This is a genomic window from Arsenicibacter sp. R0_47 (assembly GCF_057652235.1).
Map to the genome: position 1 here is coordinate 1 of NZ_JBYFCJ010000006.1, position 25,879 is coordinate 25,879.

Annotated in this window: 14 protein-coding genes; 8 read left to right on the forward strand and 6 right to left on the reverse strand. The window is 52.3% G+C overall.

The window, feature by feature from the left end; all coding sequences use genetic code 11:
• A partial coding sequence (locus tag AC23NW_RS13145) for a hypothetical protein (RefSeq protein WP_487450043.1) occupies nucleotides 1-213 on the forward strand: 213 nt, incomplete at its 5' end.
• A gap of 13 nt (nucleotides 214-226) precedes the next feature.
• Here AC23NW_RS13145 and AC23NW_RS13150 read toward each other — a convergent pair.
• Nucleotides 227-877, reverse strand: a complete 651-nt coding sequence (locus AC23NW_RS13150; protein ID WP_487450045.1) for a hypothetical protein — start codon at nucleotides 875-877, stop codon at nucleotides 227-229.
• A complete protein-coding gene (locus AC23NW_RS13155) occupies nucleotides 861-1,562 on the reverse strand; it encodes a deaminase domain-containing protein (RefSeq protein WP_487450046.1) in 702 nt (233 codons plus the stop codon). Before AC23NW_RS13155 ends, AC23NW_RS13150 begins: the two co-directional genes overlap by 17 nt.
• A 673-nt stretch (nucleotides 1,563-2,235) precedes the next feature.
• Here AC23NW_RS13155 and AC23NW_RS13160 point away from each other — a divergent pair.
• The 3 genes from AC23NW_RS13160 to AC23NW_RS13170 all read left to right on the forward strand — a co-directional run bounded on the left by AC23NW_RS13160 (nucleotide 2,236) and on the right by AC23NW_RS13170 (nucleotide 5,918).
• Nucleotides 2,236-2,712, forward strand: coding sequence for a (2Fe-2S)-binding protein (locus tag AC23NW_RS13160; protein WP_487450047.1), 477 nt, complete (start codon nucleotides 2,236-2,238; stop codon nucleotides 2,710-2,712).
• Nucleotides 2,696-4,885: a xanthine dehydrogenase family protein molybdopterin-binding subunit gene (locus AC23NW_RS13165; RefSeq protein WP_487450049.1), complete on the forward strand. Its 2,190-nt coding sequence runs from the start codon at nucleotides 2,696-2,698 to the stop codon at nucleotides 4,883-4,885. Before AC23NW_RS13160 ends, AC23NW_RS13165 begins: the two co-directional genes overlap by 17 nt.
• 106 nt (nucleotides 4,886-4,991) lie before the next feature.
• Entirely contained in the window at nucleotides 4,992-5,918 is a 927-nt protein-coding gene (locus tag AC23NW_RS13170; protein WP_487450051.1) for a helix-turn-helix domain-containing protein, read from the forward strand.
• A 203-nt stretch (nucleotides 5,919-6,121) separates the two neighbouring features.
• On the opposite strand, the gene AC23NW_RS13175 is transcribed toward AC23NW_RS13170, so the two are convergent.
• The 3 genes from AC23NW_RS13175 to AC23NW_RS13185 form a co-directional block, all read right to left on the reverse strand.
• A complete protein-coding gene (locus tag AC23NW_RS13175; RefSeq protein WP_487450053.1) occupies nucleotides 6,122-7,438 on the reverse strand; it encodes an amidohydrolase family protein in 1,317 nt (438 codons plus the stop codon).
• Between the two features lie 42 nt (nucleotides 7,439-7,480).
• Entirely contained in the window at nucleotides 7,481-10,549 is a 3,069-nt protein-coding gene (locus AC23NW_RS13180; RefSeq protein ID WP_487450055.1) for an amidohydrolase family protein, read from the reverse strand.
• Nucleotides 10,550-10,790: 241 nt separating this feature from the next.
• The gene (locus AC23NW_RS13185) at nucleotides 10,791-16,994 is read right to left on the reverse strand and encodes a hypothetical protein (RefSeq protein WP_487450057.1); all 6,204 of its coding nucleotides are present in this window, start codon (nucleotides 16,992-16,994) and stop codon (nucleotides 10,791-10,793) included.
• 497 nt (nucleotides 16,995-17,491) lie between these two features.
• Between AC23NW_RS13185 and AC23NW_RS13190 the strand changes: the two genes are divergently transcribed.
• Entirely contained in the window at nucleotides 17,492-17,983 is a 492-nt protein-coding gene (locus AC23NW_RS13190; protein ID WP_487450059.1) for an Lrp/AsnC family transcriptional regulator, read from the forward strand.
• 273 nt (nucleotides 17,984-18,256) lie between these two features.
• Nucleotides 18,257-21,547: a S41 family peptidase gene (locus AC23NW_RS13195; protein WP_487450060.1), complete on the forward strand. Its 3,291-nt coding sequence runs from the start codon at nucleotides 18,257-18,259 to the stop codon at nucleotides 21,545-21,547.
• A gap of 43 nt (nucleotides 21,548-21,590) precedes the next feature.
• On the opposite strand, the gene AC23NW_RS13200 is transcribed toward AC23NW_RS13195, so the two are convergent.
• Complete coding sequence (locus AC23NW_RS13200; RefSeq protein ID WP_487450062.1) at nucleotides 21,591-22,241, reverse strand: RNA polymerase sigma factor; 651 nt, start codon at nucleotides 22,239-22,241, stop codon at nucleotides 21,591-21,593.
• Between the two features lie 540 nt (nucleotides 22,242-22,781).
• On the opposite strand from AC23NW_RS13200, the gene AC23NW_RS13205 reads away from it, so the two are divergent.
• Together AC23NW_RS13205 and AC23NW_RS13210 are read left to right on the forward strand one after the other, a co-directional pair.
• A complete protein-coding gene (locus AC23NW_RS13205; RefSeq protein WP_487450063.1) occupies nucleotides 22,782-23,294 on the forward strand; it encodes an RICIN domain-containing protein in 513 nt (170 codons plus the stop codon).
• Between the two features lie 52 nt (nucleotides 23,295-23,346).
• The gene (locus AC23NW_RS13210; RefSeq protein ID WP_487450064.1) at nucleotides 23,347-25,827 is read left to right on the forward strand and encodes a glutaminase family protein; all 2,481 of its coding nucleotides are present in this window, start codon (nucleotides 23,347-23,349) and stop codon (nucleotides 25,825-25,827) included.
• The last annotated feature ends 52 nt before the right edge of the window (nucleotides 25,828-25,879 follow it).

A 25,879-nucleotide genomic window follows, 5' to 3' on the forward strand; every position in this document is an offset into this window, starting at 1 on the left:
TTAGGATGCATCCATATTGCACAAGATACCGTTCTTCCTGGTTTTGTACAACAATGCAAAACTAAGGGTTATCGCTCGCGTTCCGCGAGTGATTTTTATCCAGAAGGGCGTCCCGCCCGTAGGTTATTTTGTAACAAGCCAACTTTCGGGCCAGAGACCCTTCCTGATATTGATCCCTCGCAATATGCGAGCGATAACGGGGTGACAATATAATTGAGCGCTATCCTTACCGAAAGAAGTTTTTTATGATTTTAATGTAATTTGTAGTTTTTTTCTTTGAAAGAATTTTATTTTTATATTGAATCCAAAATTCATCTTTATTATTTTGGAATTGCATTTTAAACCCAAAAAATTGCCCTAATTGAAAAATTTCTGAATAACTAATATTTTTAAAAGTTAAAAAAGAAAATTCTGTTCCATCATATGTTTCTTGGCGTAATAATTTGAAGTTTGTTTTGAATTTATCGTTATATGAATCCACAACTGGATTACAATCTTCTGAATAAACCATTATCCAGAAATACTCATCTTTTTTTGATAAATATTTCACGAAGTCAAAATTATGAATATAACTTTCAGATACTTGATCTTCTTGAAATAATTGAATCGCACTACCGTATGTTAAGCCTAATTTAAATATAAAATATAAATAATTCAATATAAAGTCATCGCCAGATGAATTTATGATTTCTATTGGAATTTCCTTATACACCACAGTGTAGGTATTAAAACTTTCGTATTTCTCCTTGTTTATTATTTCAAAATCCTTATTATATTTTTGGCAAAATTCATCGAGTTCTTCTTCAAATGATACTTTATATCTTTTGAGCTCTACTACTTCAAAAATTGTCTCTTGTTTACTAGTTGATAATTCCATCGATTAAAGTTAGTTTTATATTTGGAAACATCTCATGAAATTGTGCGATGACCCCTGCACAAGAAGGACAATATGTTCTTTCAGAAACAATTTTTAGCTCACCGCTTATATTTCGATATATTTGACCTTTCACGGCTCCTAAACTATGTGCAAGTTGATTCAAAACTTTATACCCAGCATCTGATTCCCTAAGCCAAGTACCGCCAATCATTTGGTTTTTTTCGACCGGAATTGGTGTGAATATATTAGGGAGTTTATTAATGTCATCACCGCTCCTCACTATTTTACCATATAATCTTAAAAAACCTTCCTGACTCCCAATAAATTTATCTTTAGTCCAATAAATAATGCCTTCACCATAGGCATAACTGCCTTGTTTTCCTGCCTTTACTTCTTTCCTGTGCATTTGTATTTTCTCTGCTGCTTCTGCTACCTCTTCAGCTGTCCCGCGCACAAAAGCAGTATTTCCTATTTTAAGTTTAAATAAAAATCGTTCCATGTATTTTCTAAATGAATCGTTCCTATCTGGTATACTATTAATAGCGGATCTAATTTCATTATGTATTTCATCTACTACACCATTATCAATACTTTGTTTTATCGCTTCTGCTGCTTCTTTTTCAGCAGTAGCTAAATGCCTCATTTGGCGAATATCGACTATTGATGCTGCAACCTGAACAGCCAATAACGCCCAGTGGATTTTTTTGGCTTGTAGCCCCGTTATCGCTCGCTTATGGCGAGGGATTTTTATGAAGGGCCCGCGGCGGCGGACCGCTCCCGCCCGTAGGTTGTTCTAAACAAGCCAGCTTTCGGTCCAGAGGCCCTTCTTGATATTGATCCCTCGCATATTGCGAGGGATAATAGGATCTACAATACGACTTTAGATTATATTTTACCGCTTAGCTTAATTAGAGTTAGATTTTTCTTTTAACTGCTCAATTAAAACTATTGCCTTTTTACCATTTGATACGATCTCATTATGATCAACATCTCCTTCGTAAATAGAAGAGTTTTGAACAAGTAGCTCGATCGATTCTTCAATGATTGGCAAGTATGCAATTGGTGTTTCAGATAACTCCGTTATCCCTCGCAATATGCGAGGGATAACGGGGTCGCCTATCGGGATGTGTATAAGAAGTTTCCGGAGTAGCAGTCATGAAGAACTCCCCGAGGCAGGGCTACTTGAATTTCCGGCAAGGCTGCTCACTTTTGGCTACAACAAAAGTCGTTTAGACTAACTTCTGCAAACGTATAAACAGGACCTTTGTATCATCATTTTGTTTATCGTACAAAGGTCCTGTTTCCGTCTACCGGATTCCTGACTCCGATACGGTCGCTGTTATTCCGATGTCAGAACCATGAAACTAGCACTCACAATCAATGCTGTGTCTTACAGTATTGACGCCGATCCGGATATACCTCTGTTGTGGCTCATCAGGGACGAGGCTAACCTGAAAGGAACCAAATTTGGCTGCGGCATGGCCTTATGCGGTGCCTGTTCCGTTCACGTAGATGGCAATCTGGTCCGCTCCTGCTCGTACCCTGTACAACTGGCACAGGGAAAGGCGATTACTACCATTGAAGGGCTGTCAACAGACCCGGATCACCTGCACCCAATCCAGCAAGCCTGGCTGGAGGTTCAGGTTCCGCAATGTGGCTATTGCCAGTCCGGATTTATGATGGCAGCCGCTCATCTTCTGGAAGAGAACAGTAACCCAACGGAGGAGGACATAAAAAACAGTATATCCAATATTTGCCGTTGCGGCACCCACCCACGCATCATTCACGCAATTCGTTTGGCGGCTAAACTGAAACGTAATGAACCCATCCGGTAAGAAGCCCGAAAAAGCATTTTCCAGAAGAAAATTTCTCGCCCGTTCAGGCGCTGCCATAGCCGGCTCACTGGCGCTGCTTTATTTCGGCCGCGCCAAAATACGCAGCGGGTTGAGCCAGTTAGCCGCCGAAACCACATTCGGCTCCGGTATTACCGACTTTGACCCTACCGTATGGTTTGCGGTGAATGCCGATAATACCATTACGCTGCGGTCGCCGAAAGTTGAAATGGGTCAAGGGATTTTTACCGGTTTTGCCATGCTGGCCGCCGAAGAGCTTGATGTTGCGGTCGATGCCATAAACGTGGTTCATGCTTCGACCATAACGGGTCCGCAAAGCAGTGCAGGTACCGGCATGAGTAACAGCACTGCTTCCTTGTACGTTAACATCAGGGAAGTAGCCGCCACGTTACGGGAAACGCTGAAGCTTGCTGCATCCGGATTATGGGCAGTACCTGTCACCGACATACAAACTGCCGACGGTTTCGTTTATGCCGGTACACATAAAACGAGCTACGCCGGTATTGCCGGACAAATCAAAACATGGAAGATAGCCAAAACACCGCCCCTGCGCCCGGCATCGTCCTTTAAAATAATTGGTAAGGAACACAAACGGGTTGACCTGGCCGATAAAATACGGGGTAAGGCGATGTATGGCATTGATACGGAAGTGCCGGGCATGGTTTACGGTGCGGTGCTGTATAGCCCGTATTTTGATGGTGAGTTAAAAGCCGCCGACACATCATTGGCAGAAAAGGCAACCGGTGTCCTGAAAGTAGTGCAGGATAAACGGTGGGTCGGCGTAGTAGCCACCACACGATTTGCTGCCGAAAAAGCCCTGACCCAAATCAAAGCAGACTGGTCTTTTGAACCGGGCTACTCAACCAACGATGCGATTGAAGCCATTACGGTTGGCAAGGGCGTATCGGTTGTCATGCAGGACGAGGGGGACGCAGCGAATGTCCTAAAAGGCGATGTACTGACCGGCGAATACCGGACGCCTATTGGATTTCACGCGTCTATGGAACCGGGGATTACGGTGGCAGATGTGGCAGGCAACAAAGTAAAACTCTTCACCTCTACCCAGAATATAGCGTTCATGCGGCAGGCTATTGCCGGACAAACCGATTTTAACGAAGAGGATATCGACATTATACCGGCCTTTTTAGGGGGTGGATTCGGCAGAAGGGGCTATAAGCATAATGCGGTCGAGGCCATTAAACTATCTCAAGCCGCAGGCAAGCCTGTCCATCTGCTCTACACCAGACGGCAAGAGTTTCAGAACGGCTACGTGAGGCCCAATACCCATCATATCCTCAGCGGGACGGTAGATAAAAAGGGGAAAGTTTCTGCCATTCAGCATGAATTTGCGACCGGTTCGATGGCGTTTTTGGCCCTGCCAATGGCAAAACCAGTTTTAGGAGCCGACTTTATGGTGGCCGGTCATGGTGCCCGGATTCCTTATTCTATCCCAAACCTAAAAACAACGATCTGGAACGGCGAACTTCCCTTTGAGACAGGTTTATGGCGGGGCGTGGGTATGTTTGCCAACACGTTCGCGACCGAAAGTTTCATGGATGAACTGGCCAGGAAAGCCGGCACTGACCCGCTGACATTCAGAGCAGATCATTGCGGTGCTACAAAACTTCTCAAACGGCGGAAAAACCTGCTGTTGACCCTTGGGAAAAAGGCCGGATGGAATGCCTCGAAAGCAGATACAGTTGGCAGAGGCGTGGCCGTTAGTGAAGACCGGAGCACTATTTCGGCGGCTATTGCTGAGGTGCAGATTGTTGACAAAAAAATAAAGGTCCTGCGCGTCATACAGGCTATTGATGCCGGTACCATTGTCAATCCGGATGGTGTGCGGCAACAGGTAGAAGGGGCTACGATGATGGCAATCAGTGCGTCACTTTATGAAGAGGCCGCGATTGAAAACAGTCAGTTTGTGCAGACAAATTTTCATAACTATCAGGTAGCTACTCTTAAGGATACGCCTCAGATTGAGGTTATTATTCAGGAAAGTACAGAGCCTCCATCCGGTGTTGGCGAATCCCCGCTTTCACCCGTTGCACCGGCAATTGCCAATGCGGTGTTTAACGTAACAGGTATACGCTTGCGGTCATTGCCGCTGCAAAGTGCTCTGGATGCTCACTACCGGGAAATTAAACAGGACTAACCGAATCAGCACGTAGCGTCTGAAAAGATAGTTTTCCATAATTGTAACGGCATTCGCTACCGTGAGGATTAACATACGTCTTAAGCAGATAAAACAGCCTTGTACCATGGCAACCAATAAACCGATACGAATTAAAACAATTACCGAAGCCCATCAACTGACCGGGTTGCCCAGGCCGGAACATCCGCTTATAAGCATTGTTGATTACACTGTACTTCAATCGTCTGCTACAAACAGTGTAGATATTGATCAGGGGCTAACGTTTGAGTTTTACTATATTTCTCTGAAAAAGGGGTTTATGAACAAACTTTATTACGGTCAGCAGACGTATGATTTTGACGAGGGGATGTTATACTTTGTTGCGCCAAATCAGGTTTTGCGAGGTGCCGGCGTCAGTCCGGGAGATGATCTGTCCGGCTGGGTTTTGCTTGTGCATCCTGATTTTTTCTGGGGCACACCGCTGGCAAACAAAATAAAAAAATACGAATTCTTTGATTATGCGATCAACGAAGCCTTATTCCTATCCGATAAAGAGAAAAAAATCATCAATAATATCGTCGACAATATCCGGGCTGAATATCAGCTAAACATTGATCAATTCAGTCAGGACATTATTATTTCTCACCTGGAAACGTTGTTAAACTATGCTGAACGGTTTTATCAGCGCCAGTTTATTACGCGTAAAATAAATAACCATCAGATTCTTAACCGGCTTGACCAGCTTCTGACTGACTACTTCAATAATGAATCACTGACAATACAGGGATTACCAACCGTCCAATATATTTCTGATAATCTGAATGTTTCGCAAAGCTATTTGCGTGGCCTGCTCAAAACCTTAACAGGGAAAAGTACACAGCAACTCATTCACGATAAATTAATCGAAAAAGCTAAAGAGAAACTGGCCTTAAACGAATTGTCAATCAGTCAGATTGCGTACGAGTTAGGTTTCGAGCATTCCCAAAGCTTCAGTAAACTATTTAAAGCCAAAACCGATCAGAGTCCTTTAGATTTCAGACGGTCTTTTAATTAGTCCCTCCTGCCAAATGCGTATCATTTACCGTTTAACAGAACAATCGCTTTCCCGGTAAACTCACCCGTTTAATGTGACCTAAATCACACCTTTTACTCGTTCAGCCGCAACTATTTTGAACCTGCTGAGGGTTTCGCTAACAAAAACTCCCCGAGGGTTTTGAACCCTCGGGGAGGTATACCAGGCTAAATCAGGCCGATGCCTTATTTTTTCTCAGCCAGTGGTTTCTGGCCTTCGTACTTGTCTTTGTAGATTTTGTACAGACGCTTGTGCTTGTTGTCAAGGTCGACGGTGCGGCCCTGGATATACACCTGCTCCACCACGTTGGTACGCATGTCGAGCGCATCGCCTTTTGACACAAAAAGGGTCGCGTGTTTGCCTTTTTCCAGCGTTCCCACCACGTTGTCGACACCCATGATCTTCGCCGCATTGGCCGTAATCATTTTCAGGGCCTCTTCACGGTCGGTTACGCCGAAGCCGGCTGCCGTACCCGCCAGGAACGGCAGGTTACGCGTCCGCCACCACTCTTCGTTGTAGCTCAGTGCTACCGTTACACCGGCTTTCTGGAGGATACCCGGCATTTTGTAGGGCAGATCCACGTCTTCGTCCTGCCGGTTCGGCAAACGGTGCAGCGGGCTCAGAATGACCGGGATGCTGTTGTCTTTCAGGAATGACGCTACGCGGTGAGCTTCGTCGGCACCGACCATCACGATTTTCTGCACACCGGCTTCCTTCGCAAACTTCACCGCTTCGATGATGTCCTTTGCGTAGTCGGCGCGGATGTACAGGTTGCTGGCTCCCGAAAACAGACCGCGCATGGCCTCAAACTTGAGGTTGATCGGCGTTACCGTTTTCTGGGCCGCATAGGCTTTGGCCTCCGAGAATGTCGCCAGCAGGCTGTTGATCGCGGCTTCGCGGCGGCTGTTTTTCCGCAGGCCTACCGAGAAATCTTCGAAGTTGAACTCGCGGCTGTAGTAACCCGGCCAGTTGAGCCAGATACCGTCGTCTTTCTTCAGCACGGCATCTTCCCAGTTCCAGCCGTCAGTCTGCATGATCGACGAACTACCGGAAATCGTACCACCCAGCGGCATGGCCTGCGTCAGCAGAACGCCGTTGTTCCGGATTGTCGGGATAACTTCCGAATCGGTGTTGTAGGCAATCAGGGCGCGGATGTTCGGGTTAATTACGCCGACCTCGTTGAAGTCGAGCGTAGCCCGAACTGATGCGTATTCCTGCAAACCAACCGTTGCGGCCGGTGAAATCAGGCCCGGATACACGTGTTTGCCCGAAACGTTGATGACCGACGCTCCGGTCGTCGGCGTGTTGGCATCGCCGATGGCGGTGATGATGCCCTTGTCGAACACAATGACGCCGTTGTTGATGACCTGACCGGTACCGACGTGAATGGTCGCCCCTGTCAGGGCAATCGCCCCTGCCTGCGGTTTGGCCGCCGGCGGATTTTGTGCATACGCCCGACCAAGCGCAGCAACGGTTAATATGGTTAAAACGATCTTTTTCATCTGTGATTAAAGTGCGAAAGCGTGATAAACTGCGCGCAGCGATTACTTCTGCTCCGCTTCCTGATGTTCTTCCCCTTCGGCCATTACGCCTTCGATGTCTTCGCAATGGAACATCCGCTGGCGACGGAATGTCGGACGCTGCGTCTGTGTACCACCGGCTTTAGCCGTCAGCATTTTCTGGATCAGCCGGGCACGCTCTTTCGACAGGTCTTCGCGCTTGCGGTCTTCGTCCTGTAAGTCAAAGTAAACCGTACCTTCGATGATTGTTTTTTCCGGACGGGCGTAAATCGACAGCGGGTTGTTGTTCCACAACACTAAGTCAGCGTCTTTGCCGCTCTTGATGCTACCCATGCGGCTGTCGAGGTGCAGCAGTTTGGCAGGGTTCAGGGTCACCATTTTCCAGGCTTCTTCTTCGCTCAGGGCACCGTACTCAACCGTTTTAGCCGCTTCCTGATTCAGTCGGCGGGCCATTTCGGCGTCATCCGAGTTGATCGATACCACGATACCCTGACGGTGCATCAGCGCCGCGTTGTACGGAATCGCGTCTTTTACTTCCATCTTATACGCCCACCAGTCAGCAAACGATGAACCACCAACACCGTGTTTTGCCATTTTGTCGGCTACTTTATAACCTTCCAGAATGTGAGTAAACGTGTTTACACGGAAGCCCAGTGAGTCAGCTACTTTCAAAAGCATGTTGATTTCTGACTGCACGTAGCTGTGGCAGGTGATAAACCGCTTTTTGTTCAGGATTTCGGCGAGGGCATCCAGCTCGATGTCGCGGCGTGGCGGCACGGCAGCTGCTTTTTCCTTCGCCGGCAGGCTGTTGTATTTCTTCCAGGCGTTATCGTATTCGCGGGCACGGTAGAAATGATCGAAGTAGACCTGCTCAACCCCCATCCGCGTCTGCGGGAAACGGGTCAGCTGGTTCGGGTTCGGGTAGTTCGCCTGTTTTACGTTTTCACCCAGGGCAAACTTGATGAAGCCATCGGCGCCTTTGATCAGCATTTCTTCCGGCGACGCACCCCACTTCAGTTTTACGAGCGCCGACTGACCACCGATTGAGTTGGCCGAGCCGTGCAGCAGCTGCGACGCCGTGACACCACCCGCCAGCTGCCGGTAGATGTTGGCATCTTCTGAGTTCACAACATCGCTCATCCGTACCTCCGCCGATGACGTCTGACCGCCTTCGTTGATCGAGTACAGGGCAATGTGCGAGTGTTCGTCAATAATACCCGATGTCAGGTGTTTGCCTGTACCGTCGATTACCTTAGCACCGGCCGGAGCCGTCAGGTTTTTACCAACCTGCGCAATTTTGCCGTTCTGTACCAGTACGTCGGCATTCTGTATGATACCGTCTGTTTCGTTGGTCCAGACCGTCGCGTTTTTGATCAGCATCACCTCCGCCTTTGGTTTTTCCGGATTACCGAAGCCAATGAACGGATAGATTACCTTGCCGAGTTCCGGTTTACGGGCCGGACGGGCCGAGTCAGCTTTCGCTACATTTTCGCCGGCACGAACCGCCGTCCAGTTAATGCGCTGACCGTTTGGCAGATCGCCGTCACCTTTCAGGGTCGAGCCGTCGCGGTAGCCGGTCAGGCGGGTGGTGCCCGGATTACGGCGGTCAAGCTGTACCTGCATCGAAATCAGGTCATTGGCGACCGACACTTTCGGCGTAATTTTAATGGTATCGCTGGCTACTACCTGATACTCCAGCTTATCAGCTGATTTACCGGTAATGTTCAGTTTCAGGTTTGAGCGGTTACCAATCGTCAGGTTATACGTACCCCGCAGGTCGGCCGTCGGCTGCGACGTTACGATGTACTGCTTGCCCTGAATCCAGTTTTCCAGAATCGCATTGGTTGCGCTGAACAGGTTGTCGGAAGTAATGATGAAGTTAGCCACCTTGCCTTTTTGCAGCGTACCGATCTGTCCGTCGGCCTTGATCAGCTTTGCCGGAGCCGTAGTCAGAGCTTCCAGCGCCTTCTGCTCCGACAGACCATATTCGATGGCTTTGCGGAGATTGGCCCAGAACTCGGTTTTGTTACGCAGTCCGGCAGTTGTCAGGGCGAAATTGATACCTGCGCCAGCTACCACACCTGCGTTTGCCGGTGCCATTTCCCAGTGCTTCATTTCGGCCAGCGACACGTTGTCGGCATCCCAGGCGTCTTCTACATCGAACGCCTGCGGGAAGCTCACCGGAATCAGCAGTGATGCGTTGGTACCTTTTACCTCGTCGATCCGCTGGTATTCGTCGCCACCGCCCTTAATAATAAACTGTACACCGAATTCGTCACCGATTTTGTCAGCGCGCAGAATACCCAGCCGGTCAGGCGCTTCGAAGAACGCAGGCAGGCCATTCAGCTTATTCAGGGCTTCGAGCGACAGGTTCATCTGCTCTTTATTACCGCCTTTTTTATACCAGTCGGCATCGTAGAACGCCTGACGCAGCAACGCAACCGACCCCATCGGCGAGTTCGGATACGCCTGTGTCGAGGTGCCTTTGCTGAATGAATAGTGCGATGAAACGGTCTCGCGCAGGACAATTGAATTTTCCCGCTCATCGGCCAGCGTCACCAGCACCCCGCTACCCCGGGCGATGCCATCGTGCGGATGGGCCAGTACCGTACCAAAACCCAGTTTCCGGAGTTCATCGGCTTTCGTGCTGTTGGCTTTGAACAGCAGGCTGGCACTTACTTCCGGCTGAACCGCCTGGTTCCAGTAGTAAGGGCCTTTTTTATTGGATTCATACTGAGGCGGTCCGCCCATACCACGGCCACGGCCACCGGCAGCGCCCTGCGGCGGCTCCGGCATACCGTAATCAGAATCCAGATCGATCAGGGCCGGATAGATCCGTTTGCCTTTCAGGTCTTTCACAACCGTACCGGCAGGGATGGTCACGTTAGTGCCTACAGCTTCAATGACGCCTTGCCGGATCAGTAATGTTGCATTGGTCAGGGTTGTTTGTGGGTCTACCACGATGGTTGCATTCGTGAATGCATAGAGGTTAGGCCGCTCGTCGGCTACGCCGTTGTTAGGGAACGTAGTCTGCGCCCATCCGGGAGCCGACAGACCAGCAGCAAGCAGCAACGTAAGTACTACTTTTTTCATAGAAACAGTTTTGATGAATAGGTACTCCGGTAAAAATACAAAAGGGATTCCAAATGATTGTTGTTATACCAATGATGATTTGGCAAATCCCTGTAATTAACAAATTTATCCTTAGTTTATACTTATTTTCTACCAGGCTGGTTAATAGTGTATAATAACGGGGAAAGCCCGGACAATTTGCCCGGGCTTTCCCCGTTAGAACCTACTGATTATTTTGTTGAGCCTGCCTGCTGACAGGTATTTACGGACAAGCCGTACCCGTCACGATTACTGTGCGCTGGTCCTGACTTAGCCCGCCGCACGGATTGATGTAATACGCCGTGTAGGTATACGTACCAGGTTTCGTAATTGTCGCCGTGGTCGCAAACGGATGGGTACCGCCATTCCTGTACACCGTGCTGAACACATACCCGCCCGGTCCCGTAATCTCAAACCGGTCACCGATGCCCGTACCCGTGATCCTCACCGAACATGAACCAGCGCCCAGCACGCCCGACACCACCGCCTGCGTGGCCTCTGCCGTCAGCACGCTGTTGACGATCACCGTCGCACCGGCTACCGCCGTACAACCCGACCCGTTGGTTACCGTCACCCGGTACACGTCCGTCATGGTTGGCGTCAGCGACAGCACCGGACCCGTTGCTCCCGTCGACCAACGGTAACTGCTGCCGTCCGTCGCTGTCAGTGTCGTTGACTGGCCGGCACACAGCGTCAGGTTACCGCTGATGGCTGCCGTCACCGCCGGATTCACCGATACCGTCACACCTGTAACCGACCAGCAGCCTGATCCATTGCTCACCGTCACGGACCAGGCCGTCGTGCTCACCGGAGAAACCGTCACCGATGCCGTGTTTTCGCCCGTCGACCACAGATACGTGCTACCACCCGAGGCCGTCAGTTGGGTTCCGGTTCCGGCGCAAATCGTCAGGTTACCACTTACCGTGGCCGTCACGGCCGGATTCACCGACACCGTTACACTGGTCACCGACCGGCATCCCGTTGCGTTGCTCACCGTCACCGAATACGCCGTCGTGCTCACCGGAGAAACCGTCACGGCGGCCGTGTTTTCGCCCGTCGACCACAGATAGTTCGTTCCCTGACCACCGCCTATGTCCGAAGCCGTCAGCGTCGTGCTGCCTGCCGTACAAATGGCTAAACCGCCGCTGATGGCTGCCACCGCCGCCGGATTCACCGACACCGTCACACCTGTCACCGAAGCGCAGCCCGAGGCGTTGGTCACCGTCACCGAATACGCCGTGGTGCTGGCCGGACTTACCACAATGGCCGACAAACTTGCTCCCGTCGACCACAGATAGCCCTCCCCGCCCGTAGCGGTCAGCGTCGTACTCAGGCCCGGACAAATGGTCAACGTTCCGCCGATAGTGGCCGTTGCCGCCGGATTGACCGTCACCGTCACACTCGTGGTTGACTGGCACCCCGCCCCGCTGCTGACGGTGACCGAATATGCCGTTGTACTCACCGGTGCCACCACCAGATCGGCCGACGTGGCCCCCGTTGACCAGAACACCGTCGGGGCACCTGAGGCTGTCAGCGTCGTGGACTGCCCCCGGCAAATCGTCAGGTTACCGCTGATACCCGCCGCCACCGAAGCGTTGACGCTCACCGTTACCGAGGCCGATGCCACACAGCCGGAAGCCGTAACGACCGTCAGCGAGTAGGCCGTGGTGCTGGCCGGTGAAACCACCACCGCCGACAGGCTTGATCCTGTTGACCATGTGTAGCTGGTGCCGCCCTGTGCGGTGAGGGTGGTTGACTGGCCCGGGCAAATCGTCAGGCTACCGCCGATGGTGGCTGTTGCTGCCGGATTGACCGTAACGGTCACCGTCGTTGAGGAGGCACAGCCCGAGGCGTTGGTCAGGGTCACCGAATATGCTGTCGTACTGGCCGGTGAGACCACAATCGCCGACAGACTTGTTCCGTCCGACCAGTTGTAGGTCAGGCTTTGTCCGCCCGTCAGGTCCGTTGCGCTCAGGGTTGTGCTGAACCCCGGACATACCGACAGGTTGCCGGCCATACTGACCGTCACTGCCGGATTCAGCGAAACAGTTACGCTGGTTGATGAATAGCCGCCGAATGCATCGGCAATGGTTACCGAATACGCGGTTGTACTAACGGGCGAGACCAAGATAGCGGTTGTACTTTCGCCCGTTGACCAGTGACAGGAAACATTCGGCCGATTAGCCAGATCACTGGCGGTCAGCGTGGTACTGCTACCAGCACACACCGACAGGTTGCCGCCAATCTGCGCCGTAACGGCCGGTACAACCGTAACGGTTGCGCTGGTTTCAGAGACGCATCCCGAAGCATTGGCCACCGTAACGGAGTACGCCGTCGTACTAATCGGGCTCACGGTAATGGCCGATGTGCTTTGTCCCGAACTCCAGGTAAAGGCCGTACCGCCCGAAACGGCCAGGGTCGTACTCATCCCGACTGAAATTGTCTGCGAGGCCGGTACGATGGTCAGTGACGGCGGACCGCTGATCAGTACATTGTTGGTTTGGGCCGTACAGCCGTTCGGCATTGTCACCATAACCTTATACGTACCGGTTTCGGCCGGTGTGTAGGTCAGTTTTGCCTCGCCGGATTCCCATTTCTGGATGCGGTTATTTCCTCCGTCGGCGATATACATGGCACCGGCAGCATCAAAGACAAGACTGGCTGGAGACAGTAACTGACTGGCGTCCGCCCCACCAACACCACCGGCAACGGTTACACCGGCAGTAGCGCCCGGCAACCATTTCTGAATCCGGTTGTTATTCTGATCGGCGACATAAACGGCACCGGCCGCATTCACATACACACCTGTCGGATAATCAAGCAGTTCGGCAGACGGTCCGGGAAAACCACTTTGACCGGCGACAAGAGTCCCGCTGGCAGCACCGGCCGCCCATTTGACCACACGGTGATTTCCCGCATCGGCGATATACATCGTACCGGCGGCATCCACAAAGATGCCAGACGGCAAACTTAGCTGGTTAGCATCCTGGCCATCGCCGTTACCACCCGCTACTGTCGTACCACTGGTTGCACCGGCGGCCCACTTTACGACGCGGCTATTCAATAAATCAGTGATATATATTGCGCCGGCGGCATCGACAAATACACTGGTTGGCATACTAAGCTGATTGGGGTCTTCGCCGTATCCGTTTCCACCGGCCACGGTTGTTCCGCTGGTAGCGCCCGGTGCCCATTTCTGAATCCGGCTATTGTTAGCATCAGCTACGTATATATTACCGGCCTCATCGACAAAAACACCGAATGGGCCGCTTACTTCATCTGCGCCGTCGGTACTGGCTGCGCCGCCGAAACCGGCTACAACGGTCCCGCTGGTAGCACCGGGCGCCCATTTAACCACCCGGTTATTCGTGTAATCGGCTGCGTATATATTACCGGCCGCATCCAGACAAACCCCTGCCGGATAGCTCAGGTGTTCTGTATCATCACCCTGAATACCAGCCGGATCTCCGGCAACCGTCACACCTGCTGTTATCGCTTCTGCTTTGGTGGTGTATACCCGTGTTGTTCCTTTGTACCAATCCGCCTGACTGATAAGCTGACTACTTGACAGGGTAAGGCTGGTCACCCCCACACAACTGGCGGCCCCGGTATTGGTCAGGCTGAGCACCGGTGTATTGCAGGGTGTCACACTAATCGTAGCCGTGGCTGTACCTGAACACCCGCCTGTTATCCCTGTAACGGTATAGATAGCCGTACCGACAGCCGGTGAAACGACCAGCGTAGCACTGGTTGAGTTATCCGGCCACCGGTATGCCAGGCCATTATAAGCCGTAAGCGTAACGCTCTGCCCTTCAGTAATGGTTTTCGAGGCAGGCATTACTGTCACATTCGGTGTTGCTCCAATGGTCAGTGGCGACGTAACGGCGGTACATCCGGCCATACTGGTCACGCGGGCGGTGTAGTTGCCGCTTGTTTGCGGTGTATACCCGGCATTCATGGTAATCGGCCGCCATTTCTGGATACGGTGATTGCCAAAGTCTGTCACATAGACCGAACCGGCGGCATCCACAAACACATGTATCGGTGAGTTGAAGCCATAGGCATCCGTGCCATAGCCATTTCCGCCCGCCACAGTAGTGCCGCTGGTGGCACCTGCGGCCCACTTCTGCACCCGCTGGTTGGTCATGTCTGCTACATAGACAGCATCACTGGCGTCCACAAAGATGCCGCGCGGGCTATATAACTGTGTGGCGTATGCCCCCCCCCCGTTACCACCGGCAACGACTGTTCCGCTGGTAGCGCCAGGTGCCCATTTAACGACACGATGATTGGCGGCATCGCTCACAAAAATGGCTCCGGCTGCATTAAGGTATAAACCAATCGGGTTATTGAGCTGATTAAGGGCGTTACCTCTGCCGTTACCACCGGCAACGACTGTCCCGCTGGTAGCGCCCGGTGCCCATTTAACGACACGGTAGTTGTTAAATTCGGTGATATACACCTCACCGGCAGCATCGACAAATAAGCCTTCCGGATCATTCAGCTGGTTTGCTGCGCTTCCGGAACCATTCCCACCGGCCACAACGACCCCAGTGACCGCTCCCGCTGTCCACTTCATAATCCGATTGTTGTCACGATCGCCGACATAGACCGCTCCGGCAGCATCCACAAAGACGGAATTAGGTTTGTTCAGCTGGTTCAGCCCGCTTCCCTGTCCGTTACCACCGGCAACGGTGACCCCGGTAGTGGCCCCGGCCGTCCATTTTGTAACACGGTGATTGTTAAAATCGGCCACATACACGGCACCGGCAGCATCCACATAAATACCCTGGGGCAAATCAAGCTGATTCAGACCGGCACCCTGATCGTTACCACCCGCCGCCGTCGTCGCCGTAAAGGCATAGGCCGAACTCATCAGGGTGTTCCCGTTATACCAGTTCACGCGCCACAGCATCTGGTCGCTGATCACCGACAAACTCGCGGTTCCTGCACAGTTCGCGCTCCCCGTGTTAGTCAGACTCACTGATGGAGCAACACAGGCGGCCGCCACAACCGTAATACTGGTGACTGCCACACAACCGCCGGACAAGCCCGTTACGGAATATATATTCGGGGTATTGACCGAAATGGAAGCCGTAGTTGCACCCGTACTCCAGGTATAGCTATCAGCCCCGCTGGCGGTCAGGGTTGCCCGCTGATCAGGACTTACCGTCAGAGATGGACTGGCAGAGATGCTCAATGCAAACGATGAGGTTATTGTAATGCTGTTACTCAGGGCCGTACACCCGTTCGTACCGGTAATGAGCGCCGAATATATCCCCGGCGCCGTTGGTACATACGAAACATTGGTGGAGAGCCATTTCTGAATCCGGTTATTGCCAAAGTCCGCTACGTACACAGACCCGGCGCCGTCGACGTGCACCGCAATCGGTGAGTTGAAAAACGCGCCACCTTCAACATTAAAGCCATTGCCACCAGCCACGGTAGTGCCGCTGGTGGAACCGGATGCCCATTTCTGCACCCGCTGATTGGTCATATCGGCGATGTACAGATCGCCGCTGCTATTGAGAAACAGCCCCCGCGGGCCATTCAGCTGATTGGCCGCATTACCGGCCCCATTACCACCAGCTACGATGGTGCCGCTGGTAGCCCCTTTTGCCCACTTCATCACGCGGCTCATACCGCCATCAGCCACATACACCGCACCGGCCGCGTCCACATACATACCCGACACAAACGAAAACTGATTTGGATTACTGCCCTGACCATTACCACCGGCCACAGTCGTTCCGCTGGTGGCGCCTGCCGCCCATTTCTGGACACGGAAGTTATTTATATCAGCTACATATACGGCACCGGTCCCGTCGACATATAACGCTCCCGGGGCATTCAGCAGGTTAGCCGCGGGACCGGCAAAACCGGTCCCGGCCACGATGGTGCCGCTGGTAGCTCCTGCTGCCCATTTCATAACCCGTGCACTTGCATTGCAGGAAACATATACAGCACCGGATCCATCTACAAAAATGCCAGTCGGTCGGGAGAGTTGGTTATTGTTCGTCCCCTGCCCGTTACCACCGGCCACAGTAATGCCGCTGGTCGCGCCGGGCAACCATTTCTGCACCCGGTGGTTATCATAATCCGCCACGTACACCGCGCCAGACGCATCCACAAAAACACCCTGGGGCAGATTGAGCTGATCGGGGCTGTTACCTTGCCCGTTACCACCGGCTACGGTACTTCCCGTAAGGGCCGACTGCGCATTAACACTAGACACTACGGTCCCTGCCCGGAACCAGTCGATGCGGGATATACTCTGACTACTACTGGCGGACAAGCTGGCAGCCCCTACGCAATTGGCCGCACCGGTATTAGTGATGGCCGCATCCGGCAATGTACAGGGCGTCTGCGCGTATACACCAGCCCTACTGAAAAGAACAAATAGCAGCGCCTGAACACTGACGGGCAACCATAAACGGTGCCGGTAACACCAGTGTTGCTGAACGGTGCACCAAAGAAAATAAACGTGTTTCCATAACGCGGAAAAAGTACCCCGACGCCTACAGGGTAAACTGGATAAGTCCATAAATGGATTGTGAAGTGATTGGGAAAATACAAGTTTACTAACCGCGCAAAGTACGCCTGCACGGCAGTTCGAATCCTGCCAATCGATACCAGAATTCTGCCCGCGATACCAGGATCCTGCCAATCGATACCCGAATCCTGCCAAAGGGCCTGTTTTGACAGGGTAAAAGCAGTTTAGGGCCGGTATCACTCTTATGGTGTGCGTCTCCTATTTTCCCGATGGCAGGGAGCCTGCCGGCAGATAGGGATCCCCTCTCGTCCGCTAACCTATTTATAGATAATGCCCTTTTGTTCTGTCCGGAAAATCCTGCATATTTATCCGGGCATCAGATCTGAAAAGCCTTTCTTTTTTTCCTTCTCCCGGATAAAGCACTGACATACATGCACGTATCACAAAAAGTACCAACCGGCCATTCGACGCTCGATGAACTTGACTACGCCATTCTGGAACAACTACAACAGGACGGCCGCCGGTCATTTACCGACATGGCCGAGCATCTGGGTGTCTCGGTCAGTACCATCCGCACGCGGGCCAGTAAACTGATCGACGATAAAACCATTCAGGTTGTCGGCCGCGTAAACACCGAACGCGTTGGCTTTCATGCCTATGCCCACATTAAAATTTCGATCCGGCCTGCCAAGCTGATTGAATCTGTAGCGGCTCAGTTACAGGAATACCGCGAAGTAAGCTTTCTGGCCCTGACTTCCGGCGACTTTGACCTGCAGGTCGACGTCATGTGCCGGGATAACAACCACCTGCTCGAAATAATCAACGACCGGATTCTGCGGATTGAAGGCGTTCATCAAACCAAAACCGACATGTATCTGAAGATCCTGAAATATGCACAGCCGGATCTGAATCTGCTCTTCTGATTGTATGATAGCGGCTCCGTAGCCACCATTTTATACGTTATTTTTAAGATTACTTACAATATTGCGCCTGTTTCAGCAAATTTTACAGAATTGTATTCTCTTTTCTGCAAAATTGTACGTAAATTAGTGTTCGATTTATACTTCATCAACAGACTTATCTTTTCTCCTATGCAACAACGTGTGTAGACACGGTAAATTGACCGGCTATGTAGTACACTAGCCTGCGACTCGCTTCAGATCGTCTTTCGCTTCACTAATCAATACGTATCGCTCATGTTTATCGTAAACCGATCCCGGCTGCTGGCGTTAGCATTGGCCTGTACTACCACAATCGGGTATGTTGCCAACGGGCAGACGACTCCGAAATTTGCCTTTGCCGAGCCCGGTATTTCGCCGGATGGCACCGAAATCGCGTTTATTTCCGGAGGAGATATCTGGACCGTTCCGGCATCGGGCGGCGATGCCCGTCTGCTGGTGGCGCATGCCGATTATGAATCCCGTCCGCTGTACTCGCCCGACGGGAAATACCTTGCTTTTAGCTCAACCCGCACCGGAAACGGCGATGTTTACCTGCTCACGCTTGACTCCGGTGAACTCCGCCGCCTGACGTACGATGACGGTGCCGAGTCTCCGACTGCCTGGAGTCACGACAGCCGCATGGTCTATTTCCAGTCAACCACGAAAGATATCGCGGGGATGAACGACCTGTTCCGGGTTAATATCCAGGGAGGAACGCCCATGCCTGTCACTGCCGACCGCTATGCCAGTGAGTTTTTCGGTACGCCCTCACCGGATGGCCGCCTGCTGGCATTCTCGGCACGCGGCATCTCGGCCGCTCAGTGGTGGCGTAAAGGCAGCAGCCATATCGACCAGACCGAAATCTGGACCTGCCAGATCAGTAACAAAGACAGTAAGCCTGTTTATGAACAACTTACCGAAGGCGGAGCCAAAGAACTCTGGCCGCTCTGGAGTCAGGACGGGCAGACGATATACTACATTTCAGACCGTAGCGGTCAGCAAAATATCTGGACCAAGCCACTCAGTGGCAAACCCGCTCAGCTCACCTCCTTCAAAGAAGGTCGTGTCCTGTGGCCGTCGATCAGCCAGAACGGCAAAACCATTGTTTTTGAACGGGATTTTGGCATCTGGTCATACAATACAGCCACCAAACAGACCACACCTGTCAGCATCAGACTGCGCGGTGCGGCGGCCGGCTCATCGGTCGATCACCTGAAACTGACCGGACAGTTCCGTGATCTGGCGGTATCGCCGGATGGCAAAAAAGTGGCCTTTACGGCTCATGGCGAGGTATTTGCCGCTTCTGCCAAAGACGGCGGCGACGCCGTTCAGGTCAGTAATACGCCCTCCATTGAATCACAGCTGGTCTGGACACCCAATAGCCGGGCGCTGATATACGTCAGTACGCGGTCGGGCGCGGGCAACCTCTACCAGTATGACTTTGCGACGCGGAAAGAAACCCGCCTGACCAGCAGTGATCAGGACGACAGCGGTCCGGTGCTCTCGCCGGACGGCAAATCCATGGCCTTTGTCCGCAACGGGCAGGAACTGCGGGTACTTGATCTGGCCACACAGAAAGACCGCGTACTGTATAAAGGTTATCTGGGCCGTGCTCCGTTCAGCAGTTCGGGTTCTGTCGTGTGGTCGCCCGACGGCAAGTGGGTTGCTTTCGCGGTCTACGGGGCAAAAACCTTCCGTAACGTATGGGTAGTACCGGCAGCCGGTGGTGAAAGCAAGGCTGTCAGTTTCATTGCCAATACCTTCGGCGGCAACCTGAGCTGGAGCCCGGACGGCAAATACATCCTCTTCGGCACCACTCAGCGGACCGAAACCGCCCAGCTGGCCCGAATTGATCTGGTGCCGCGAACTCCTAAATTCCGCGAAGATCAGTTCCGCGACCTGTTCAACGAAGAACTACCGAAAACCCTTCGTCCGGCAACACCGGCGACAACCGCACCGGCCGATAAGCCGGCCAGGGCCGACAGCGTACTGGCTTCGGCCACAGCCACCGCCAAAGCATCGGGCAGCAGCAGCACAACGATTGTCTTTGAGGACATCCGCCAGCGCCTGAGCCTTTTACCGGTCGGCGTCGATCTGGATGCACAGAGCATCAGTAAAGACGGCAAAACCCTTCTGCTGGTCGCCACGGTCGGTGGTCGTCAGAACCTGTATACGTATTCGCTGGACGAATCCACCGGCGAACGGCCGGTAGCCCGTCAGCTGACATCTACGCCCGGCGTCAAGAGCAGTGCACAGTTCAGCAGCGACGGTAAAGAAGTCTATTATCTGGAGCAGGGCCGGATCCAGTCCGTATCGCTGGATCGCCGGGAACCCAGAGCCATTGCTGCAACGGCCGAACTTGACGTTGATTTTGCAAGCGAAAAAATGCAGGTGTTCCAGCAAGCCTGGGACGTGCAGAACAAAGGATTTTATGACGCAAACTTCCACGGCACCAACTGGCAGTCGGTTAAATCGGAGTATGAGCCGTTTGTGGCAGGCACCCGTACACCCGATGAACTCCGCCGGCTGCTGAATCTGATGGTTGGCGAGCTGAATGCCTCCCACTCGGGCGTATCCTATCCGCAGGGAGCAGCAGAACCAACCATCGGCCGTACGGGCCTTCGCTTTGACCGGGTTACGTACGAAAATACCGGTAAACTCCGGATCACCGAAATCATTGCCCTCAGCCCTGCGGCACTCGCCAACGGCCTGAAAACCGGTGATTACGTACTGGCCATTGACGGAAAAACCATCAACGGACAAACCAACATTGATCAGTTGCTGAGTAATAAAATCAACCGGCGGGTGACGCTGACGGTTGCCGCTACGGCTGAAGGCACCGGCTCACGGGAAATCAACATCCTGCCGGTTAATCTGGCCACCGAAAAAGGGTTGCTCTATAAACAATGGGTACAGCAACAACGCGATTACGTCGATAAAGCCAGCAACGGCCGGCTGGGCTACGTGCACATGCCCGATATGTCGGCCGAATCGCTGAACCAGCTGTATATCGATCTGGATGCCGATAATCACGCCCGCGACGGGGTCATTGTGGATGTCCGGAACAATAACGGAGGGTTTGTGAATGCCTACGCCATCGACGTATTTGCGCGGAAAGGCTACATGACCATGACCTCACGCGGACTGCCGCCTGCACCGGCCCGTACACAGCTTGGTCAGCGCGCACTGGAGCGGCCGACCATTCTGCTGACAAACCAGCACTCACTGTCGGATGCCGAAGATTTTACGGAAGGCTACCGGTCGCTGAAACTGGGTAAAGTGGTAGGCGAGCCAACGGCAGGCTGGATTATCTTTACCTCGGCAGCCCAGCTGATTGACGGATCGAGTATCCGGTTACCGTTCTCGAAAATTACCGATAACAGCGGCAAAAATATGGAATTAGCCCCACGGCCCGTCGACATTCCCGTCAAACGGCCGATCGGGGAAAGCTACACGACGCAGATCAAACAGCTCGATGTAGCGGTAAAGGAATTGCTTAAACAAGTAGACGATGAACGGTCTACGAAGGCAATCAGTGGTAAATAGCTGATAAACCCCGCCAGGTCTCCCGGCGGGGTTATTTGTTCTGTCAGTTTACCATGAAGGCCGACCGTTGGTTCAGTTGTTTATAGTCGATGAGTACATAGCGTTTCCGCGACCGGCTGCCTGAAACAAGGTCACGGTGAGCGGCCTGCATATAAGCGTTCCGCAGCCGTACTCTTGCCCGGGACAACCGCATTTTTATTGTACTGAGCTTACATTTTTCCTGCAGTGCAATCTGCTCAACGGGTAACTGGAGCTGGTATCGGGCATGAAGGAGCTTCTGCTCCTGTGTTGTAAGATACACCAGTGCCCGATCAAGGTACCGGATCTGTTCTTCCTGCTGTGTATAGTCGTCATAGCCAGACACGCCTGCCTCCTTTGTCAGAAATGCGGCATATTCGTTGAACCGCTGTTCCTCTTTTGAGGCATTCCGGAGCTGGTCGCTGCAATAATTCCGGGTGATTACCCGTAGCCAGGTCGCGAATTGTGCCCGTCCACCAAAGGTATCAAGGCGGGCCAGTACTTTCAGAAAGACTTCTTGTGCCATATCTTCTGCCTCAAACGTTGTGGCTGCAATGGGTTGGCACATGCGCATTACTCTGGTAAAGTATCGCCGGTACAGTTCATCAAAAAAGATTGGTTTACGCGTTTCTAAAAAAGCCTGGATTAACAATTCATCAGTCAGTGTAGCGTACATGTTATATTGGGGGCTTTAGATGCTTACAGGTAACTGCAAACAGAAAACTGTTTTGGTATTTACCCCCAAAGTACTGGCTTTTGAATGACCCAATCCTGCCAATCGATACCACAATCCTGCCAAACCAGCTTTGCCGGAAAAAAAAAGCCACTTTTCAGGCACTTTTAACGCCATTAAGCAACCATAAAAATCAATTAACTACTTTTTATTTACTCAAATCAGATATCACAAGACATACAGTTACTTACAAATAAAAAAGCTCAACAGTCCGTAAACAGGCGTATGCTACACGGGGCTGTTATATGGAAAAGATAGTTACCCGGGCCTGTCACGATCATCGGTGTTCTGAACCCGGAGCAAGTGATTTTAACACGCTATAAAGAAGAAGATCTTTATCCCTGTGCAAAAGGATAATGGAGTAGAAAGTCCGTCACACGCTAGTTAGTTTTAACTGGCAGTGACTTTTTTTGCTACGAATGAGTTGTTTGCCTCCTTAAATTTCTCTTGGTAATAACGCGTTTTAAACTAACCCTTACAGTCATGAGAACTCTGTTCATTTCTCTCCTCTGGTGTAGTGTGTCGTTGTTGCTTGCCGGCTTTACTGACCCGAAGCCAACCGAAGCGCACCAGATTCAGAATAAAGCAACCGGTTTACTGTTACGTCCCTACAACGCCAGCCGGCAGGATAATGCTCCGGTTGTGGCCTACGATCAGTACCGCTGGAAATGCCTGACCTGGGATTTGATGCCGGCCACAGCCGCCGATGAATTTCAGCTCCGGAATTACTTTTCCAACAAGACCATTCAGGCCCCGGCCGAACCCAAAGACGGGGATGCTATCTCGCAGCAGACCATTCAGCAAAACCTGAGCGCCCAGACCTGGAAATTCGTCAAGGTTTCCGGCGGCTATTACCGTATTCAGCCAACGGGTACCGATCTGGTGCTGACCGTCTCCGGCGATCAGACCAACGCAAAGGTAGTGCTCAGTAAATGGACCAACTCAGATCATCAGCTCTGGAAACTGTTACCGAAGCCGGATCGTTTCGACGGCTAACCTTTTTTATTCACGTTTACACCCCCTTTTTCTAACCTGTTTTTCAACATCTATGCTGCGCAAACGACTGTTCGCTGCTTTACTGCCTGGTTTATCCTTACTGACACCGGCCATCGATTCTGTTGCCCAAAAGACCTCCGGCAGGATTGCTCCGGCTTACCCGCTCGTAACCCACGATCCCTATTTCAGTGTCTGGTCATTTTCTGATTCACTGAATAGCTCGCCCACTAAACACTGGACCGGCACCGACAACTCCCTGATTGGCCTGATCAAGGTCGATGGCACCACATACCGGTTTCTGGGCCAGCCCGGCAAAAGTTTCCGGAGTATTCTGGCCGCCGGTGATGAAGAAAACTACCAATGTAAATTTACCGAATCAGAACCGGCCGCCGGCTGGGAAAATCCAGGCTTTAACGACAGCCAGTGGAAAACCACCACAGCGCCGTTCGGCGATAATAGTGGCGCAAAAACGCAGTGGAACAGCAAAAACCTCTGGGTACGCCGGACCTTTACCCTCTCTGATACCAACCTTGATAACCTGCTGCTGAAACTGCACCACGACGATAATGTGGAGGTATATCTGAACGGGGAAAAAGTCTACAGCCACGTTGGCTGGACGAACAAGTTCCGGTACCATGCTATTCCGGCAGCGGCAAAGGCAAAGCTGAAAAAAGGAGAAAACGTACTGGCCATTCACTGCGCCAACACCGCCGGCGGTGCCTGGCTCGATGCGGGCCTTGCCATTGAAAAGGTCGCCGGAGAGGTGGCCAGCATCCGGTCGGCTACTCAGAAAAGCGTTGACCTGAACGCCACCCAGACGACGTATCAGTTTGCCGCCGGTAAGGTAAATCTGGCGGTGACCTTTACCTCACCGCTGCTGATTCAGAACCTTGCCCTCTACGCACGGCCGGTTTCGTATGTTTCCTATAAAGTAACGTCTGCCGACGGTGCCGCCCACGACGTATCGGTCTATCTCGGCGCCTCAACCGATCTGTCGGTGAACACCGCCGTTCAGCCGGTGAAAACCGAACAATACACCAACGGCCAGCTGTCGATTCTGAAAGCCGGTTCGCAGGCCCAGCCTGTACTCCGGAAAAAAGGCGATGACCTGCGTATCGACTGGGGGTATATGTACGTAGCCGTTCCGAAACAGGCCGGTGTTCAGCAATACACCACGAGCGACGACCAGGCCCTGTCATCGTTCTCGGCCGATGTAAAACCGGCGGCAACCACAACCGGCAAGCACCTGGTGCTGAACACGTCCGTTTCGCTGGGTAAGGTCAGCAGCACCCCGAAAGAGCAGGTGTTTATGCTGGGCTACGACGATCAGTATTCGGTCCAGTATTTCGGCGACAACCTGAAACCATGGTGGCGGCTGGATGCGGCACAAACCATTGAGAAACAACTGGCTCAGGCCGCTACTGAGTATAAATCGGTTCTGGCCCAATGTGCTGCGTTTAACCAGAAGCTTTACAACGACGCCCTCAAGGCCGGTGGCAAAAACTACGCGGATCTGTGTGTGCTGGCCTACCGCCAGGCCAATGCTGCCCACAAACTGGTGAAAAGCCCGCAGGGTGACCTGCTGTATCTGTCGAAAGAAAATTACAGCAACGGGTCGATTAATACCGTCGACGTAACCTATCCGTCGGCGCCGCTGTACCTCGCCTACAATCCTGAGCTGCTGAAAGGCATGCTGAACGGCATTTTCTACTACAGCGAAAGCGGCAAGTGGAAAAAACCGTTTGCGGCCCATGATTTAGGTACGTATCCGCTGGCCAACGGCCAGACCTACGGCGAAGATATGCCGGTAGAAGAATCGGGCAACATGCTGATTCTGACCGGGGCTATTGCCAAAGCAGAAGGCAATGCCGGCTATGCTAAAAAACACTGGCAGACCCTGACAACCTGGGCCGAATACCTGAGCAAGGATGGTTTTGATCCGGCCAACCAGCTCTGCACGGATGACTTTGCCGGTCACCTCGCCCGGAACGCAAACCTGTCGGTGAAGGCGATTGTCGGCCTCGGCTGTTACGCGATGCTGGCCGATCAGCTCGGCGAAAAAGCTACCGCCCAAAAGTACCGCGCGATGGCTTCCGATATGGCCAAACGCTGGATGGAGATGGCTCAGGACGGCGACCACTATGCCCTCACGTTTGACAAAAAAGGCACCTGGAGCCAGAAATACAACCTTGTGTGGGACAAACTGCTGGGCCTGAACCTGTTTCCGAAAGCTGTTTACGACAAGGAAATCAAGTACTACCTGACCAAACAGCAACCGTACGGTCTGCCGCTCGACAGCCGGAAAACGTACACTAAATCCGACTGGATTATGTGGACCGCTACCCTGGCCGACAACCGGAACGATTTTGATGCGCTGGTGAACCCGATCTACAAGTTCGCTACCGAAACCCCGTCGCGGGTTCCGCTCAACGACTGGCACGAAACCACCAACGGACGCATGGTCGGTTTCCAGGCCCGCAGCGTTGTCGGCGGTTATTTCATTAAAGTGCTTGAGCAGAAACTGAAAAAATAAGTCTTTCGAACCACATAAGCCGCGGGTATACATAGCCAGACTGTGTAAGCTG

What these genes read in the sequence shown, in the direction of transcription:
- AC23NW_RS13160 (WP_487450047.1), top strand. Translation starts at nt 2,236, where the DNA reads ATGAAACTAGCACTCACAATCAATGCTGTGTCTTACAGTATTGACGCC.
- AC23NW_RS13190 (WP_487450059.1), top strand. Translation starts at nt 17,492, where the DNA reads ATGCACGTATCACAAAAAGTACCAACCGGCCATTCGACGCTCGATGAA.
- AC23NW_RS13210 (WP_487450064.1), top strand. Translation starts at nt 23,347, where the DNA reads ATGCTGCGCAAACGACTGTTCGCTGCTTTACTGCCTGGTTTATCCTTA.
- AC23NW_RS13180 (WP_487450055.1), bottom strand. Translation starts at nt 10,549, where the DNA reads ATGAAAAAAGTAGTACTTACGTTGCTGCTTGCTGCTGGTCTGTCGGCT.
- AC23NW_RS13165 (WP_487450049.1), top strand. Translation starts at nt 2,696, where the DNA reads ATGAACCCATCCGGTAAGAAGCCCGAAAAAGCATTTTCCAGAAGAAAA.
- AC23NW_RS13150 (WP_487450045.1), bottom strand. Translation starts at nt 877, where the DNA reads ATGGAATTATCAACTAGTAAACAAGAGACAATTTTTGAAGTAGTAGAG.
- AC23NW_RS13170 (WP_487450051.1), top strand. Translation starts at nt 4,992, where the DNA reads ATGGCAACCAATAAACCGATACGAATTAAAACAATTACCGAAGCCCAT.
- AC23NW_RS13195 (WP_487450060.1), top strand. Translation starts at nt 18,257, where the DNA reads ATGTTTATCGTAAACCGATCCCGGCTGCTGGCGTTAGCATTGGCCTGT.
- AC23NW_RS13175 (WP_487450053.1), bottom strand. Translation starts at nt 7,438, where the DNA reads ATGAAAAAGATCGTTTTAACCATATTAACCGTTGCTGCGCTTGGTCGG.
- AC23NW_RS13205 (WP_487450063.1), top strand. Translation starts at nt 22,782, where the DNA reads ATGAGAACTCTGTTCATTTCTCTCCTCTGGTGTAGTGTGTCGTTGTTG.
- AC23NW_RS13200 (WP_487450062.1), bottom strand. Translation starts at nt 22,241, where the DNA reads ATGTACGCTACACTGACTGATGAATTGTTAATCCAGGCTTTTTTAGAA.